The following is a 15,926-nucleotide window of genomic DNA, read 5'->3' on the forward strand; positions in this document are numbered from 1 at the left end:
TCTTCGTCTTGCCCTCCAATCAACGGCTAGAAGAATCTAAACAGGTGAAACCTACGTTTACCCTAACAAAAAAAAACGAACCACTCATCAACATGGTTGATAAATGGTTCGTTTTTCACTTCGTCTAACATACTTTTGTCCCAGCTTCTTTTTTTATACTCTGTCCAATAACTGAGCCATCATCATCGCTTTTCCTACTACAACTCCGGCGTTGTAGACTTCTACATCTAATTTAGCAAACTTCCGACCTAGTTCTAATAGCTTAGGGCGAATTTCAATTACACTTTCAATTTGAACCGGTTTAATAAAATAAACGGTAATGTTTTCAATAACCAAATCACCTTTTTTATATAAGCGCAGAACACGATTAGCAGCTTCCGTCACAATAGTAGTAAAAACTCCGTATGAAATAGTTCCCATATAATTTGTCATTTGTGGCGTTACTTCACAGCGATAGACAGGTGCTTCCTTTGTCTCTTGTACGTCCATAAATTGATTCGTTACAATGTCATCAATGGTTTCTCCTACCTGTGGTTGACGCTGAATCATTTGCAGCGCTTTTAAGACATCTTGACGGCTGATAATGCCTTCTAGTCGATGGTAATCGTCCACTACAGGCAGCACTTCAATCCCTTCCCATACCATCATATGAGCGGAAGAAGCGACCGATGTTTTCCCGTGAACGGTCATCGGATTTTTCGTCATCACTTTTTCAATCGAAGTGGAAAGATCATATCCAATAACATCTTTTGAGGTAACCATACCATGAACTTTCATATGCTGATCTACTACAGGAAAACGACTGTGGTGCGTTTGATCGTTACATTCGTGCCATTTTTCAATCGTATCGGTTAACTGCAAGCTAACCGCTTCAGAGACGGGTGTTAAAATATCCTCTACAAGCACAATTTCTTTTTTTATCAGCTGATCATAAATAGCCCGATTAATCATCGTTGCAACTGTAAATGTATCATAGCTCGTTGAAATAATAGGAAGCTTCAGATCATCCGCAAGCTTCTTAACCCATTCTTCCGTATCAAAGCCGCCCGTAATTAAAACGGCTGCGCCTGCTTCAAGGGCTAATTCATGAGCGTTTACTCGATTCCCTACGATAAGAAGGTTTCCGGCCTCGGTATACCTCATCATAGCATCAAGCTTCATCGCTCCAATAACAAACTTATTTAACGTTTTATGCAAACCTTCACGTCCGCCCAGCACTTGTCCATCTACAATGTTTACTACTTCGGCAAACGTGAGCTTTTCAATGTTTTCTTTCTTCTTTCGTTCAATTCGAATAGTCCCTACTCGTTCAATCGTTGAAACATATCCTTTATTTTCCGCATCTTTTATTGCTCGGTACGCCGTGCCTTCACTGACAGTCAGTTCTTTGGCAATTTGGCGCACTGAAATTTTTTCACCAATTGGAAGCGAATCGATATACTGTAAAATTTGCTCATGTTTTGTCGCCACGTGTACTTCACCCTTCTAAAACGTTTTTACGTTTCATATGTCTTTTCTTTTATTATACGGGGGAAGTGAAATGGATTCAATCTAACCTCTTTGACGCAAAGGCTTTCTCGCACTATTTTTTTGAATACCTGTCTTTTTACGGCGCGGTGCATAAAGTAGTGATGACAAATTGCCTCCGGCTACAAAAAGAGCAAAGGTAAGCCAGCTTATACTAAAAATCCCTTGCAAACTCGCAGTTGTTAACACTAAGTGCGGCATTGCATAGTAAAGCATCACTCCGCATAGTAAAAGCGATAAAATAACTCGATTTTTTTCCATAACTCTCCCTCCTTATTATTACTATCGTATGCGGGAAAGTAAAAAAAGCAGAACGTTTCTTTGCAAATAAAAAGAGATTAAGACATAACTGCATCGATTCAATCTAAAGATGAACAAATGTGAAACCTACGTTCACCTTAACAATAAAAAAAGAACGAGTGATCGATATTATCGATTACTCGTTCTTTTTTAACTTTAACTGAAATCGTTTTGTCCCATCCTCTATGATTAAAGATCCAATCCTTCTCCAACTTTTAATACTTTTCCTTCAATACCAGATAAAGACTCAACAAATTGATGAGGATCTTGCTTAATTACAGGAAATGTATTGTAGTGAATTGGCACAACAAGCTTTGCCTGCACCCATTCCGCTGCGATAGCCGCATCTTCAGGTCCCATTGTAAAGTTATCTCCAATTGGAAGAAATGCTACGTCAGGCTCATGGCGACCAATTAACTTTAAATCAGAAAATAAAGCCGTATCTCCAGCATGATAAATTGTCTTTCCTTCAATCGTTAAAAGCAAACCAGCCGGCATTCCTGTATAAATAATTTTCTCATTATTTTCTGTATAACTTGAACCGTGGAAAGCTTGTGTCAATTTTACCGTACCAAAATCAAATGTATAGGCTCCGCCTATGCTCATTGGATGTACGTTTAAGCCTTGCCAGCTAAGATATGTAGCTAATTCTGCTACTGCCACAACAAGTGCACCGCTGCGCTTAGCAATTTCCACCGTGTCGCCTACATGATCATTATGGCCATGAGTCAGTAAAATCACATCTGCTTTTACATCTTCAGCATTTAAATCTGTTAATTCATTTCCAGTGATAAACGGGTCAATTAAAATTGTTTTTCCTTTTGTTTCAATTTTAACAACAGAATGTCCATGATAAGAAACGTGCATCATATATTCTCTCCTTTTACACTAACCTTTTCTATATTCTACCCGTCTGTTTTGGTTACAAAACAAGTGAATACGCGGCTATCATATCACAAACTGCGCAAAAACATGCCTTATTATGCTTGCTCTAATAAAGTTGTTGCATCAGCGTAAGTTAGACCGTGTGCATCTGCAACAGCCGCGTAAGTGACAAACCCATTTAGGGTGTTGATGCCTTGAAGAAGGGAAGGGTTTTTTAAGCACGCTTTTTTATATCCCTGATTTGCTATTTGCAGAGCATAAGGAACCGTTACGTTGGTCAGCGCTAAGGTCGACGTGCGGGGAACAGCCCCTGGCATATTAGCAACAGCATAATGCAAGACCTCATGCTTCGAGTAAGTCGGGTTATCGTGAGTAGTAATACGATCAGTTGTTTCAAAAATTCCGCCTTGGTCAATGGCAATATCAACCACAACTGACCCTTTTGACATCGTTTGAACCATTTCCTCGGTGACAAGCTTTGGCGCTTTAGCTCCCGGTATGAGAACCGCTCCTATCACTAAATCTGACTCTTTTACAGATTGTGCGATATTGTAGTGATTTGACATTAATGTTGTCACTTCTTTACCAAACAAATCATCCAGCTGGCGAAGGCGATCAGCGTTTAAATCAATTATTGTGACATCAGCCCCTAATCCGACCGCAATTTTAGCAGCGTTGGTTCCCGCTACTCCTCCTCCAATAATTGTTACTTTTCCTCTTTGCACGCCTGGCACTCCACTTAACAAAATCCCTTTGCCACCTTTGGTTTTTTCTAAAAATTGAGCTCCAATTTGAGAAGACATTCTTCCTGCAACTTCGCTCATCGGCGTTAACAGAGGCAAGCTTTTATTTGGAAGCTGTACCGTTTCATAAGCGATACCCACTACCTTTTTATCAATCAATGCTTTCGTTAACGCTTCTTCAGCTGCCAAATGTAAATACGTAAACAAAATAAGTCCTTCACGAAAATATCCGTATTCTTCTGAAATCGGTTCTTTTACTTTCATAACCATTTCAGCATCCCATGCTTCTTTTGCAGTATTTACAATAGAAGCTCCTGCATTTGTGTAATCTTCATCATGGAATCCAGAGCCTTCTCCTGCCTGTGTTTCAATATATACATCATGCCCACCGTTAACTAAAGCTGTAACACCAGCTGGAGTAATAGCCACGCGATTTTCATTATTTTTTACTTCTTTCGGCACTCCAATTTTCACCTTTATCCCTCTTTTCTTATATCAGTGATTAACTGAAAAAAGAACGCCACACCAAATCCTTTAGAAAACCGGATTTACTATGACGTTACCTTTCGATAGAGCTCAGCATAATCCTGCTTTTCTTAGTCTATATACAGTATATGCATGTAGTTATTCATATAGTTCGTTATCACTCTGTGCTTCTGGATTTTCAACTACAGAAGCCATAGCATCGCCAATAACGCCGCTTGAATAAGAATCCATTAGCTGTCTTGATGTCTCTTTTTCTCCTTCAAAATCATATTCATATACATGCTGCGGATGTTTTTTGTCTTTCATATGTCACTTCTCCTTTTTCACTCTATTTTCTTTACGAATGTGAACTTTATTTCATAATCCCTTACATGATCTTTTCTATTTTCTTCTTAATTGCTCTAGTTATACCATTTATCTCACATCAAAAAACGCCCGCAGAATTTTCTGCGGACGTTTTGAAAACTGTTTTATATTGAAGCTTTTTCATGCAATTCATCTTTAGCTAGCTGAATTGCTTTTTTCACTTGTTCAAACCCTGTTCCTCCCGCGCTATTGCGGCGATTAACAGCTGTTTTTGGACTTAATACATGGTAGATGTCTTCCTCAAATAAATCTGACGCTTCTTTATATTGCTCGAGCGGCAAATCCATTAGGTAGATATTTTTCTGAATACAAACGAGAACTAGTTTCCCAACCACTTCATGTGCTTCACGAAACGGCATACCTTTTGCAGCAAGATAGTCAGCTAACTCCGTTGCATTTGAAAAATCTTGTTTCGTAGCTTTTTCCATAACATTTGTTTTTACTGTCATTGTTTCAATCATGCCAGCAAAGATTGTTAAGCAGCCTTCAATCGTTGTAACCGTATCGAACATGCCTTCTTTATCTTCTTGCAAGTCTTTGTTGTATGTTAAAGGCGTGCCTTTTAACACAGTCAACAAGCTAAATAAATGACCATATACTCGTCCTGTTTTACCACGAATTAACTCTGCCATATCAGGATTTTTCTTTTGAGGCATAATACTGCTGCCAGTTGCATACGTATCATCCATTTCAATAAATTGAAACTCTTGACTAGACCATAAAATTAACTCTTCACAAAAACGAGATAAATGCATCATTAAAATAGAACTGTTGCTTAAAAACTCTAAAATAAAGTCACGGTCGCTGACAGCATCCATACTGTTTTGATAAATTCCATTAAAGCCTAGAAGCTCCGCGCTGTAATGACGATCAATTGGAAATGTCGTGCCAGCTAAAGCTCCTGCTCCTAAAGGAGATAAATCAATACGCTTTAGTGATTCCGCATAACGCTCAGCATCACGCTTAAACATTGAAACATAAGCCATTAGATGATGAGCAAAAGAAACCGGCTGCGCGCGCTGTAAATGTGTGTAGCCTGGAAAAATAGTTTCGACATGCTGATCTGCTTTTGTAAGCAGCACATCTTCTAGATTTTCGATCAGTCCTACAATTTGCTGAACATGCTTTTTTAAATATAAGTGCATATCTGTAGCAACTTGATCATTACGGCTTCGACCCGTATGAAGCTTACCTCCAACCGGACCAATTTCATCAATTAATAGCTTTTCTAAATTCAAATGAATATCTTCATATTGAGCAGAAAATGTTAATTCTTTCTTCTTAGCTTTTTCAAGCAGTGTTTGAAGGCCTTTTTTAATTTGTGACGCTTCATCTCCAGAAAGAATGCTGCATTTCTCAAGCATTGTTACATGTGCTAAACTGCCTTCAATATCTTCTTCTACAAGATGCTGATCAAATGAAATGGACGCACCGAACTCGTCAATCCATTGTTCAGGGCGTTTCGTAAAACGCCCTCCCCAAAGTTTGGTCATACCGTTGTCACCTTCTTTTGATTTACCATGCTACTCACTTGTGTTGGAAGACCCCATAATGAGATAAAACCAACTGCTGCATTGTGATCAAATTCATCTTCTTTTGTATATGTTGCAAGTTTTTCATTGTATAAAGAATTAGGAGATTTACGTCCCTCTACGATAGCATGCCCTTTAAATAGTTTTACTCTCACTGTTCCGTTCACATATTGCTGCGTGTCTTTTAAGAATGCAAGCAGGGAATTTGTTAATGGAGAGAACCATAAACCCTCATAGATAACTTCTGTTAATTTTTTCTCAATCACTGGTTTGAAGTGCGCGACTTCTTTCACTAATGTTAAATCTTCAAGCTCTTTGTGTGCTTTGATTAATGTCATAGCAGCTGGACACTCATATACTTCACGTGATTTGATTCCCACAAGACGGTTTTCTACATGATCAATACGTCCCACTCCGTGCTTACCTGCAATTTCATTCAATTCTAGAATTAACTGAGCTAGCGTATAAGATTGACCATTTAATGCTACTGGAACACCTTCAACGAATTCAATTTCTACTACATCGGCTGTGTCCGGAGTATTTTCAAGAGAAGCCGTTAGGTCATATGCTTCTTCAGGTGGAGCTGCCCAAGGATCTTCAAGAACGCCGCACTCGTTACTTCTTCCCCATAAGTTTTGGTCAATTGAAAATGGGCTGTCTAAGTTAATTGGAATTGGAATATTCTTTTCTTTTGCATACTCGATTTCTTCTTCACGAGACCATTTCCAGTCACGAACAGGAGCTAAAACTTCTAAGTGTGGATTTAATGCTTTAATTGATACTTCGAAACGCACTTGGTCATTTCCTTTTCCCGTACATCCATGTGCGACAGCTACTGCATTTTCTTGTTCTGCTACTTCTACAAGCTTTTTAGCGATTAGCGGTCTAGATAGTGCAGATACTAATGGATATTTTCCTTCATATAACGTGTGTGCTTGAAGTGCTGCTAATGCAAATGTATTAGCATATTCTTCTTTTGCATCAATCACATATGACGATACCGCTCCAACTGTTAAGGCTTTTTCTTTAACGAATTTTAAATCTTTTCCTTCGCCTACGTCTAAACAGCAAGCTACCACATCGTACCCTTTTTCTTGTAACCATTTAATTGCAACTGATGTATCTAAACCTCCGGAATATGCTAAAACAACTTTTGGATTACTCATCATCTATTCCTCCTACAAATTATATATATTAATACAACCGTTTTAATTTTTATTCATTTAATCTACTATTACTTTAACAACTTTTTAATCTATTTTCAATAGTTATTCAAAAAAAAGTATATAAATTCACGTTTTTTTTAATTTAATAGGATAAAAGCTTTTAAAATACTGTAAAAATAGACGTGAATGAATATTCCTGCCTTAAATGCATTGTATATTTATATGCATAAATCAAGTATAAATGATTTATTTTTCACTTAAAGTAGCTCTGGCTTTTGTCATTGTATAAAATGGAAGGAAAGAGGTGAAAAAATGGAGCGCTTTTTTACTTATGACAACAGACTCGGTATAAAAATTCCTGCTCTTGAAAGAGAATGGACATTCTATTCTGAAAAAGTTCAGCAGGATATCCTCCTAAAATGGGAATCCATTCGAGGGCAAATTCCAGACAAAATTCAATCTGTAGAAAAGAGGATTAATCAAAAACAAGCGGCGTTAGAAGATGAGACTAATTTTATCCGCTCCTGTGAATTAAATAGCGAGATAGGAGAACTTGCTTCTATTATTAATGATTTGTGGATTTGGTATCGAACAAATGAGGAAATATCAAAAAAAGTTCACGGATAGACAAAAAAACGAGTCTCATGAAAAATTAATGAGACTCGTTTTTCTTATCCAGCAAATAGCGGTATTGGTAAAAGCGCTTCGCATAATCTGTCACTTGTTTGGCCATTCGATAATTCATCCCTCCGCCAACCATCATACTCACAATTGGCAAACGATTATAAACTTTTCGCTTCGCAGCAAATATAGCTAGCGTTTTTCCAATTTGCACAACGATTTTTTGCAGCCACGTCTTATCTACAATTTGATCAACACCTTCATAAAAATACGGGTCAAATTCTTGGCTTAGCTCACTCTTTAATTGATGCCACCCCTCAGCCTGAAGGTGTCTAGGTAACGTTGCTGCATGAAAAACTTTTAGCGTTAGCATAAGCTCTGAAGGAGTCTGGATATGATAGCCATAGCTCATTGCTGCCTGTTGCACCGCTTGAATATTCATGCATAAAACAGCGGGTATATCAATACCGACTAGCAGCGATTGGCCGGTTCCTGAAAGTGCTCCTTGACTCAGCGCATACAACCGCAGCTTGGCCATTTGCTGTTCGCATATATAAGAAAGCTGATCTACTTGAAGGGAATTCATTTCTGACAGATCTGTGATATCTTCTTTGAATACACGGGCGGTTTCAATAATTCGTTTTGTCGCTTGAGTTTGCATTTCCGTACCTTGAATTAATGCAGTTAACTGAAAGAGTCCCTCATCAATTTTATGTAAATAGGTCTCACGAACAGAAGCAGGAATTAAGTTAAGCCCTTTTTCTAACCATTCTTCGTACAATAACTCCATCTCAGTTGCTTCTACGCTCTGTAAGCTCTCTTCCCATTTATAGATTTCTTCTAAAAGCTGTTCTTCGCGATTCGTTAATATCATCATGTCACCCTTTCAAGAAATAAGTAGTTTTATTTTTATTATAACAAATAATGCATCCGTTACATTTTGCTTCCTATATTATTTCTTTCTTCTATACGTTGTAAACCTTCTTTCAACCGTCAGCTCCTTACGCTATATAAAAAAGCTGATTTCCTAACAAGGAAATCAGCTTTTCGTTAGTTTGCCTGACAATTTATGAGAATTCATGCATTGAAGAGGCACTTTATGAACTTAAATATTCGCTAAACGAGTAACGTCACGTGCAATCATAACTTCTTCGTCTGTAGGAATAACCATAACTTTAACTGGAGAATGAGGGTAGCTAATAAATGCTTCTTCTCCTTGTACACTATTTAAAGCTGGATCCCAATAAACGCCCATGAACTCTAAACCACGAAGAACGCGAGCACGTACAACATCACTGTTTTCTCCAATACCTGCTGTGAAGATGATTGCATCTACACCAGACATACGAGCAGCATAAGAACCGATATATTTATGAATACGGCTAGCAAATACTTCAAGTGCTGTTTCAGCGCGTTCATTGCCTTCAGCGCTTGCTTTGATTAGATCGCGTAGGTCACTAGAAATACCAGATACACCTAAAAGACCACTTTCTTTATTTAATACATTTAATACTTCGTCAGCAGTTTTTCCTGTTTTCTCCATAATAAATGGAATTAATGCAGGGTCAATGTTACCTGAACGAGTTCCCATTGCTACACCAGCTAATGGTGTGAAGCCCATTGATGTATCAATTGACTTTCCGCCTTCAATTGCAGCGATACTTGCACCGTTACCTAAGTGACAAGAGATTAAGCGTAATTGTTCAATTGGGCGTCCAAGAAGCTCAGCTGCACGCTCAGAAACATATTTATGAGATGTGCCGTGGAAACCGTATTTACGAACGCCATACTTTTCATAGTACTCGTACGGTAAGCTGTACAAGAATGATTTTTCTGGCATTGTTTGATGGAATGCTGTATCGAAGACTGCTACAGCTGGAACATTTGGAAGAATATCTTGGAACGCTTTAATTCCCACAATGTTTGCTGGGTTGTGAAGCGGTGCTAAATCAGATAAAGCTTCAATTTCCGCTAGTGTTTCATCTGTGATTAAAACAGAGTCAGCAAATTTCTCTCCGCCGTGTACGACACGGTGACCTACACCAGTGATTTCATCGTATGATTGAATGATGTTTTGAGAAAGTAACTTTTCAACTAAAATTTTAACTGCAACAGCATGGTCAGGGATTTCTGTAATATCCGTTTGTTTTTCACCATTTACCGAGATCGTGAAAACAGCGTTATCTAAACCAATTCGTTCTACTAAACCTTTTGTTAATACCGTCTCACTTGGCATTTCAAATAATTGAAACTTAAGTGAAGAACTGCCGGCGTTGATTGCCATGATTTTTGACATAAAAAAACAGCTCCTTCTTTATTATACGTGCATCATAAACATAACGAACAGAACATAAAAGTGTAATCTCTACAATATTCTATGCATTTCGACACGATTTCTATCCTTATTCATTTAATCATTCACGACAATAGATTTCAAGAGCTATACATCATGAAAACGCTACCGGCAAATATTCATTATTTTCGAAAAAGACTTACTTTTTATTAACGCGAAACCATTGGTCCATTTGAGCCATAATATCACTCATTGCTTCTCGATTACTGAACTTCGGCAAATTCACAAGCAGCGCGTTCTCAGGTGCCGTTACCCCTTCTCCTTGCTTTTGAAGAATGATAATACTCTTAGCAGCCTGCTCTTGTTTGAACATTGAAAGCGGCAGCTGAACGATTCCTTGAACGATTGCTTCCTCTTTTAGCAGCGGCTGTAATAAATGAGACTGTTCAGATTCGAACAAGTTATTTGGAATAAGAGCTACTACGTATCCTCCGTCTTTTACATGGCGCAAGCTTTGTTCAATGAATAAGTGATGAGCATAGGTATGACCTTCTTCAGCTCTTACTTTATACTCTTTTGCCCCTTCATCGTTTGGATAATAACCAACCGGCAGGTCACAGACAACTAAATCAACAGGATCAATAAAAAGCGGCTGTAAGCTGTCTTGATTAAATAATTGAACGCCGTGCTTCTGTAAGTTTGCATTTACATATGTCAGTTGAAGTAATAAATCATCCACATCTACACCGTATACATGTTCAATTGACGCAGCGTGTGTATTTAAAATGGTTGTTAATAAGTTTCCAGCTCCTACTGCTGGATCTAAAAGCGTATACTTATCTTTTCCTGCCATGAATTTTCCAACTAAGTAGCTGACAAATAGTCCTACAGCATCAGGGGTCATTTGGTGGTTAGGCTGAACTGCTTCTTTCATCCCTTTTAAAATAGCTAGCTGATATGCTTTTCGAATCGTTTCTTTTTCAAAATGATCAAGCGTGATTGAATCGTATTCTTTTTTTAAACGTTTTTTGGTTACCTCATCTAGCTCTTCTTGCAAAATAGTTCCTTGAAACAAGTTTTCTCCCGTTTCAGCTACTGCTTCTAAATATACGCAGTTTAGTTCTTTTCTTAAAATAATAGCTGTTTGATCAATTACACCAAATAGCTTTTCCATACTAGCTAATTGACTCATATTCTGCCTCCTGTGTAATGAAATGATATCTATATAAATGAGTAAACGTCCTATTTGGAACATCATATTTTATCATAAAAGCTTCTTAAAACACAAAGAAGGCGAAAAACATTGTTTTCCGCCTTCTGCCGAACGCCATCGACAATCTTACTTAGCTGCTTTAGCTGCTTCGATTGCTGCTTCGTAGTTCGGATGCTCAGTTACTTCTGGTAAGTACTCAACATACGTTACGTTGTCATTTGAGTCTACTACAAAGATTGAACGAGCCAATAAGCGTAATTCTTGAATAGCTACACCATATGCTTCGCCGAAAGATAAGTCACGGTGGTCAGATAATGTTTGAACATTATCAATGCCATTAGCACCACACCAGCGCTTTTGAGCAAACGGTAAATCTACGCTCACTGTTAATACTTTTACGTTATCTAATTTAGCTGCTTCTTCGTTGAAGCGGCGAGTTTGCGCATCACAAACTCCAGTATCAATAGAAGGAACTACACTGATTAGGCGAACAGAACCCTTTGTACTGTCAAGCGTTACTTCTGATAAATCATTTGCTAAAACGGTAAAGTTTGGCGCCTTGTCTCCAACCTTTACTTGATTTCCTAATAATGTTACATCGTTACCTTTAAATTTAGTCACGAATAATTCCTCCTTTAAATAAGTATGTACACTGTTCATATTAGCTTGTCTGTCTCTATATTGCAATTAAATGACATACATACTATAACGCTATATGCTAGAAAACATGCCCAATAAAAAAAGGCTTTGCTTGCTTCTTTTATCGTTCAAAGAAGCAAGCAAAGCTTTATTTTATCCCTACAAATTAAAATCATTTGCACCGTCATGATGCTGATTTTGTTGATTATGATGATCCTGCTGATGGTTATTTCGCTTGAACATTTGCTGCACGCGTTCAATTGCTTGAGGTGCTGTATCTAAAATCTTTTCATATAAATGTGTACTTTCATTAAGGTGAAGCATTTTAATTCCGCTTCCACTCACAATTAAAAAGGCAATTGGCGTAATTGATACACCGCCACCGCTACCTCCGCCAAATGGATGACCTGATTCTTGCTGATGCTGCCCTGGAGAAGATGGCGCATGCCCTTCTACTCCAAACTCGCTTCCGCCCGCTGCAAAGCCAAAACCTACTTTTGAGACAGTTAAAATAACGCTGCCATCAGGTGTTTCTACGGGATCACCAATGATTGTATTAACATCAATCATTTCCTTTAAATTTTCCATAGCTGTCGACATTAAACTTTTAATTGGATGTTCTGCCATTAAGATAACCTCCTTATGTTTTCACAGAGTGTGTCTTGTTCTTATTTGACGACTTCCATCTTTTGCGACGCTTTTTGGACGTATGCCGCCAGTATCTCAAGGTCCGTAAACCTACTAGAATAGCTTGACCAACTCGAAAAGAAATTATGCACTCAAATACCGTTTCTGACCAAAGATGTTGAAATACAGGGGTAACGCTCATTACAGGCATATCTTTTAGTTTCATATAACGGCTGATTATACCAACTATGCCCCCCTTTGCAGACCATACAGCCCCGGTAAGTACGCCTGTTAACGCAGCATCACCTAAGCCGAAACGGCTGTGCCATTTAATATCCCTTACCGTCACTTTCTGTAAGAAACGACGAAAAATTTTATGAAAACCGACTACCTGTTCAAGGAATTGCTTCGCATTTTCTAACATGCTTAACCCGTCTTCTACAGAATAATCACTCCATGAATTCTCGTCTTCTTTTCCTTGATCACCCATTCCTTTCTTCTTTTCAACAAGCAAACGAGGAGAATCTTTTTTTACTTTCACTACCGGAATTTCATATGTATAGCGAATAAGACCAAACCAAGCCCTGAGTCTCACTCTGTAATAATCGTTATCTCGGACATGATGAAGCTCTACAAATAGCGTGATGTTTGTCCATACAATAAGTACAATAACAATTAAAAGTGCTAGCAATATCCATAAAAGCCATAGCACATCCTTCACTCCTTCTTAGCTTCACATTATCTCCAACACACAGAATATTAAACCTTATGAAAACAATAAAAAGAGGTTGAGACATAACGAAATGAATCCAATTTAAAGACGAACAAATAGTATACATGAGCTTAACCGCTTGCGACACCGCAGTTGATTTCCGTGCAAGGCTTCGCTTTCCCTCCAATCAACTGCTAGAAAGACCTACACACATGAAACCTACGTTTACCATAACCAAAAAAACGAACCACTAATCAAACACCTTGATCAATGGTTCGTTTTTCAATTTGTCTAAATACTTTTGCCCCAGCCTCTTTTTATTATCTGCTTATTGTACCTTCATGTATAACGGTTGTATCTGCATAGTAATCATGCGCTCCTTGCTTTTTAGGTAAAAAAGCAACTAACAAATAGCCAAGTAAAAAAACTGTTTTAGAAATATAACGTCCAATTCCTTCACGAAACAGCACAACAGGCCAAGTTAAAGTGGAGTCTTTCAGTGATACTACTTTAAGCCCAAACACCATCTTTCCAAGCGTTTGTCCAAAATACTTGGTCATTAAAACAAAATAACCATAAAAGATAATCACCGTCACAATCGTATAGGGAGAAAAAAATCCATCCCCTTGAGGAATATCTGCTAAATGGAAAATGGGTTTGATCAGCAGGGAGTTCAAGCTAGCTACTACAGCTAGATCCAAAAGATATGCCCAAAAGCGCATCCAAAAGCCTGCATAATGGAATTCACTACCTATTGGAGCACTTACCGCTGGCTCATGTTTTATAGTGTCGTTTGATTCGGTTGAATGAGATTGATTTTCCATGTTCCCACCTCTATTCTGCATATAAATACATCAAGCGCGGAGAGCTTGGCTGCGCAAATGTTTTTAACATTGCGGTAACTTGTTCATCTCCACCAATTACTTTTTGCATGCTCATTGAAAGCCAAGAAGGCAGTCCGAATCCTTGATTGTATTGAATTACTTGTGCACCTTTTAACTTGTAATCTTTCTCCATTCCTTTTACCGTATCTTCAAAATAGCCTAGTTGATCGACCAGCTTCAGCTCTTTAGCCTGACGTCCATCGTACACTCGTCCATCTGCAATAGAACGCACTTTTTCTTTAGAAAGGTGACGTCCTTCAGAGATAACATTGACGAAACCATCATACGAGTTGTCTACAAGTGTTTGCATAATTTCTTTTTCTTCTCCGGTCATTTCTCTTGTTGGAGACATAATATCTTTATGAGCCCCGCTTTTAATAACAACAGATTCTACTCCTAGTTTATCCGCCAGCTTGCCATAGTTAACGCTTTGCATAATTACACCTAGTGAACCTGTTAAAGTGTCAGGGATTGCATAGATTTTAGTAGCAGCTGTTGAAATGTAATAGCCTCCTGAAGCAGCCATTGATCCCATTGAAATATAAACTGGCTTTTTCGTGTCTTTCTTCAGCTCTTCAATTTTTTTATGTATTTCAGCACTTTCAACGACGCCCCCGCCCGGTGAATTCACCTTAATAATGACTCCTTTAACTGCCTTATCATTTTTTGCAGCCTCTAGCTGCTTTAAAAATGCTTGGTGGTTATAACCATTTTGAGACATAAGCGGAGAGGAACCGCTTCCTGTATCTTGAATCGTTCCATTGACCTCTAGTACTGCAATTTTCTTAGCTGCATTCCCTTTTTCGATAACTGTTTCTGATAGTTCACTGTCGTCTCCTCCAAATATGCCTGCCAGACCGTCATCTTTTTCTTCTTTGACTGAAAAACCAACATTAACAATCGCAGAGAAAATGAATAAGCAGGCCGCAATCAAAAGAGCAATCCACCTTTTTTTGTTCATGAAAATCCTCCTTTTTAGGTGTCAGAATTAAAAGATTATTCTTTTAATTTTTAAAGCAATAATGCTATAATTATTGTAACAAACTTTTTTTAAAAAGTTTACTTTATCGCTAATATTTTACATATCAGACAAACAAGGGGGAACTATCTATGCCAAATCGTCGCAACGTTTATTTCTTTCATCCAAAAAACCAGGAAACAAAGGCGCTCGTAAGTCCACTTATTGAACTTGCAAAACAATATGATTTTCATGTAGTAGACCATTTCGACAGCGCTAACATCATTGTAAGTATTGGCGGTGACGGAGCTTTCTTGCAGGCTGTCCGTCAATCTGGCTTTCGAGATGACTGCTTATATGCTGGTGTCACAACTTCAGATCAGCTAAGCTTTTACTGCGATTTTCATATTGATGAAACGGATAAAATGATTGAAGCTATTACAACAGAAAATATAGAAGTACGTCGATTTCCCGTTTTACAAACTCAAATTGATCAAGGAACTTCTTTTTATTGCTTAAATGAATGTTCCATTCGATCAGGTGTTATAAAAACATTCAGTCTAGATGTTTTTATTAACGAAAATCACTTTGAAACATTCCGTGGGGATGGGATGATTATTTCAACACCAACAGGCAGTACGGCTTATAATAAATCGGTAAATGGAGCCGTAGTTGATCCGTTAATTCCTTGTATGCAAGTCAGCGAATTGGCATCGTTAAATAATAATAACTATCGTACATTAGGATCTTCATTCATCCTAAGCGCTGAGCATACGCTCACTTTAAAACTATCCAATGACAACAACCACAATCCAATTATTGGAATAGATAACGAAGCATTAAATGCACGTCAAGTTGATCAAGTTCAAATTCGTTTAAGCGACCGTCAAATTAAAACGGTTAAGCTGAAAGATAACTCTTTCTGGCAACGAGTTAAGCGTACATTTCTATAACAAAAAGCGCCCTTGGGCGCT

General features: G+C 38.1%; 17 protein-coding genes. 2 read left to right on the plus strand and 15 right to left on the minus strand.

Annotated elements, in window-relative coordinates; genetic code table 11:
* Positions 1–153 precede the first annotated feature (153 nt).
* The 7 genes from MKX72_RS24140 to MKX72_RS24170 form a co-directional block, all read right to left on the minus strand.
* Positions 154–1,470: a CBS domain-containing protein gene (locus MKX72_RS24140; protein ID WP_028411790.1), complete on the minus strand. Its 1,317-nt coding sequence runs from the start codon at positions 1,468–1,470 to the stop codon at positions 154–156.
* 81 nt (positions 1,471–1,551) lie between these two features.
* On the minus strand, positions 1,552–1,788 hold the full coding sequence (locus MKX72_RS24145) for a hypothetical protein (protein WP_033579613.1): 237 nt from the start codon (positions 1,786–1,788) through the stop codon (positions 1,552–1,554).
* A gap of 228 nt (positions 1,789–2,016) precedes the next feature.
* The gene (locus tag MKX72_RS24150; RefSeq protein WP_034271489.1) at positions 2,017–2,694 is read right to left on the minus strand and encodes a metal-dependent hydrolase; all 678 of its coding nucleotides are present in this window, start codon (positions 2,692–2,694) and stop codon (positions 2,017–2,019) included.
* 113 nt (positions 2,695–2,807) lie between these two features.
* Entirely contained in the window at positions 2,808–3,929 is a 1,122-nt protein-coding gene (ald, locus tag MKX72_RS24155; protein WP_014458028.1) for an alanine dehydrogenase, read from the minus strand.
* Positions 3,930–4,079: 150 nt separating this feature from the next.
* Entirely contained in the window at positions 4,080–4,247 is a 168-nt protein-coding gene (locus MKX72_RS24160; protein WP_013059463.1) for a hypothetical protein, read from the minus strand.
* A gap of 164 nt (positions 4,248–4,411) precedes the next feature.
* On the minus strand, positions 4,412–5,800 hold the full coding sequence (argH, locus tag MKX72_RS24165) for an argininosuccinate lyase (protein ID WP_014458026.1): 1,389 nt from the start codon (positions 5,798–5,800) through the stop codon (positions 4,412–4,414).
* A complete protein-coding gene (locus tag MKX72_RS24170; protein ID WP_033579611.1) occupies positions 5,797–7,005 on the minus strand; it encodes an argininosuccinate synthase in 1,209 nt (402 codons plus the stop codon). Before MKX72_RS24170 ends, argH begins: the two co-directional genes overlap by 4 nt.
* A 312-nt stretch (positions 7,006–7,317) precedes the next feature.
* On the opposite strand from MKX72_RS24170, the gene MKX72_RS24175 reads away from it, so the two are divergent.
* Entirely contained in the window at positions 7,318–7,632 is a 315-nt protein-coding gene (locus MKX72_RS24175) for a hypothetical protein (RefSeq protein ID WP_155007624.1), read from the plus strand.
* Between the two features lie 25 nt (positions 7,633–7,657).
* Here the strand turns inward: MKX72_RS24175 and MKX72_RS24180 are convergent, their stop codons facing one another.
* From MKX72_RS24180 to sppA, 8 genes are all read right to left on the minus strand, one after another.
* On the minus strand, positions 7,658–8,503 hold the full coding sequence (locus MKX72_RS24180; protein WP_223260323.1) for an EcsC family protein: 846 nt from the start codon (positions 8,501–8,503) through the stop codon (positions 7,658–7,660).
* Between the two features lie 228 nt (positions 8,504–8,731).
* The gene (locus MKX72_RS24185; protein WP_013059468.1) at positions 8,732–9,922 is read right to left on the minus strand and encodes an acetate kinase; all 1,191 of its coding nucleotides are present in this window, start codon (positions 9,920–9,922) and stop codon (positions 8,732–8,734) included.
* A gap of 196 nt (positions 9,923–10,118) precedes the next feature.
* Positions 10,119–11,111 carry a class I SAM-dependent methyltransferase gene (locus tag MKX72_RS24190; protein WP_034271473.1) on the minus strand — a complete coding sequence of 331 codons (993 nt, stop codon included), beginning with the start codon at positions 11,109–11,111 and terminating at the stop codon, positions 10,119–10,121.
* 147 nt (positions 11,112–11,258) lie between these two features.
* Complete coding sequence (tpx, locus tag MKX72_RS24195) at positions 11,259–11,753, minus strand: thiol peroxidase (RefSeq protein ID WP_028411797.1); 495 nt, start codon at positions 11,751–11,753, stop codon at positions 11,259–11,261.
* A gap of 177 nt (positions 11,754–11,930) precedes the next feature.
* Positions 11,931–12,398: a GerW family sporulation protein gene (gene ytfJ / locus MKX72_RS24200; RefSeq protein WP_028411798.1), complete on the minus strand. Its 468-nt coding sequence runs from the start codon at positions 12,396–12,398 to the stop codon at positions 11,931–11,933.
* Positions 12,399–12,411: 13 nt separating this feature from the next.
* Positions 12,412–13,110, minus strand: a complete 699-nt coding sequence (locus MKX72_RS24205; RefSeq protein WP_047749746.1) for a DUF2953 domain-containing protein — start codon at positions 13,108–13,110, stop codon at positions 12,412–12,414.
* A 320-nt stretch (positions 13,111–13,430) separates the two neighbouring features.
* Complete coding sequence (locus tag MKX72_RS24210) at positions 13,431–13,934, minus strand: RDD family protein (RefSeq protein ID WP_033579607.1); 504 nt, start codon at positions 13,932–13,934, stop codon at positions 13,431–13,433.
* Positions 13,935–13,944: 10 nt separating this feature from the next.
* Entirely contained in the window at positions 13,945–14,955 is a 1,011-nt protein-coding gene (gene sppA / locus MKX72_RS24215) for a signal peptide peptidase SppA (protein ID WP_028411801.1), read from the minus strand.
* A 149-nt stretch (positions 14,956–15,104) separates the two neighbouring features.
* On the opposite strand from sppA, the gene MKX72_RS24220 reads away from it, so the two are divergent.
* Positions 15,105–15,905, plus strand: coding sequence for an NAD kinase (locus MKX72_RS24220; RefSeq protein WP_028411802.1), 801 nt, complete (start codon positions 15,105–15,107; stop codon positions 15,903–15,905).
* Positions 15,906–15,926 lie beyond the last annotated feature (21 nt).

Source organism: Priestia sp. FSL R5-0597 (genome assembly GCF_038006305.1).
GTDB lineage: Bacteria > Bacillota > Bacilli > Bacillales > Bacillaceae_H > Priestia > Priestia zanthoxyli.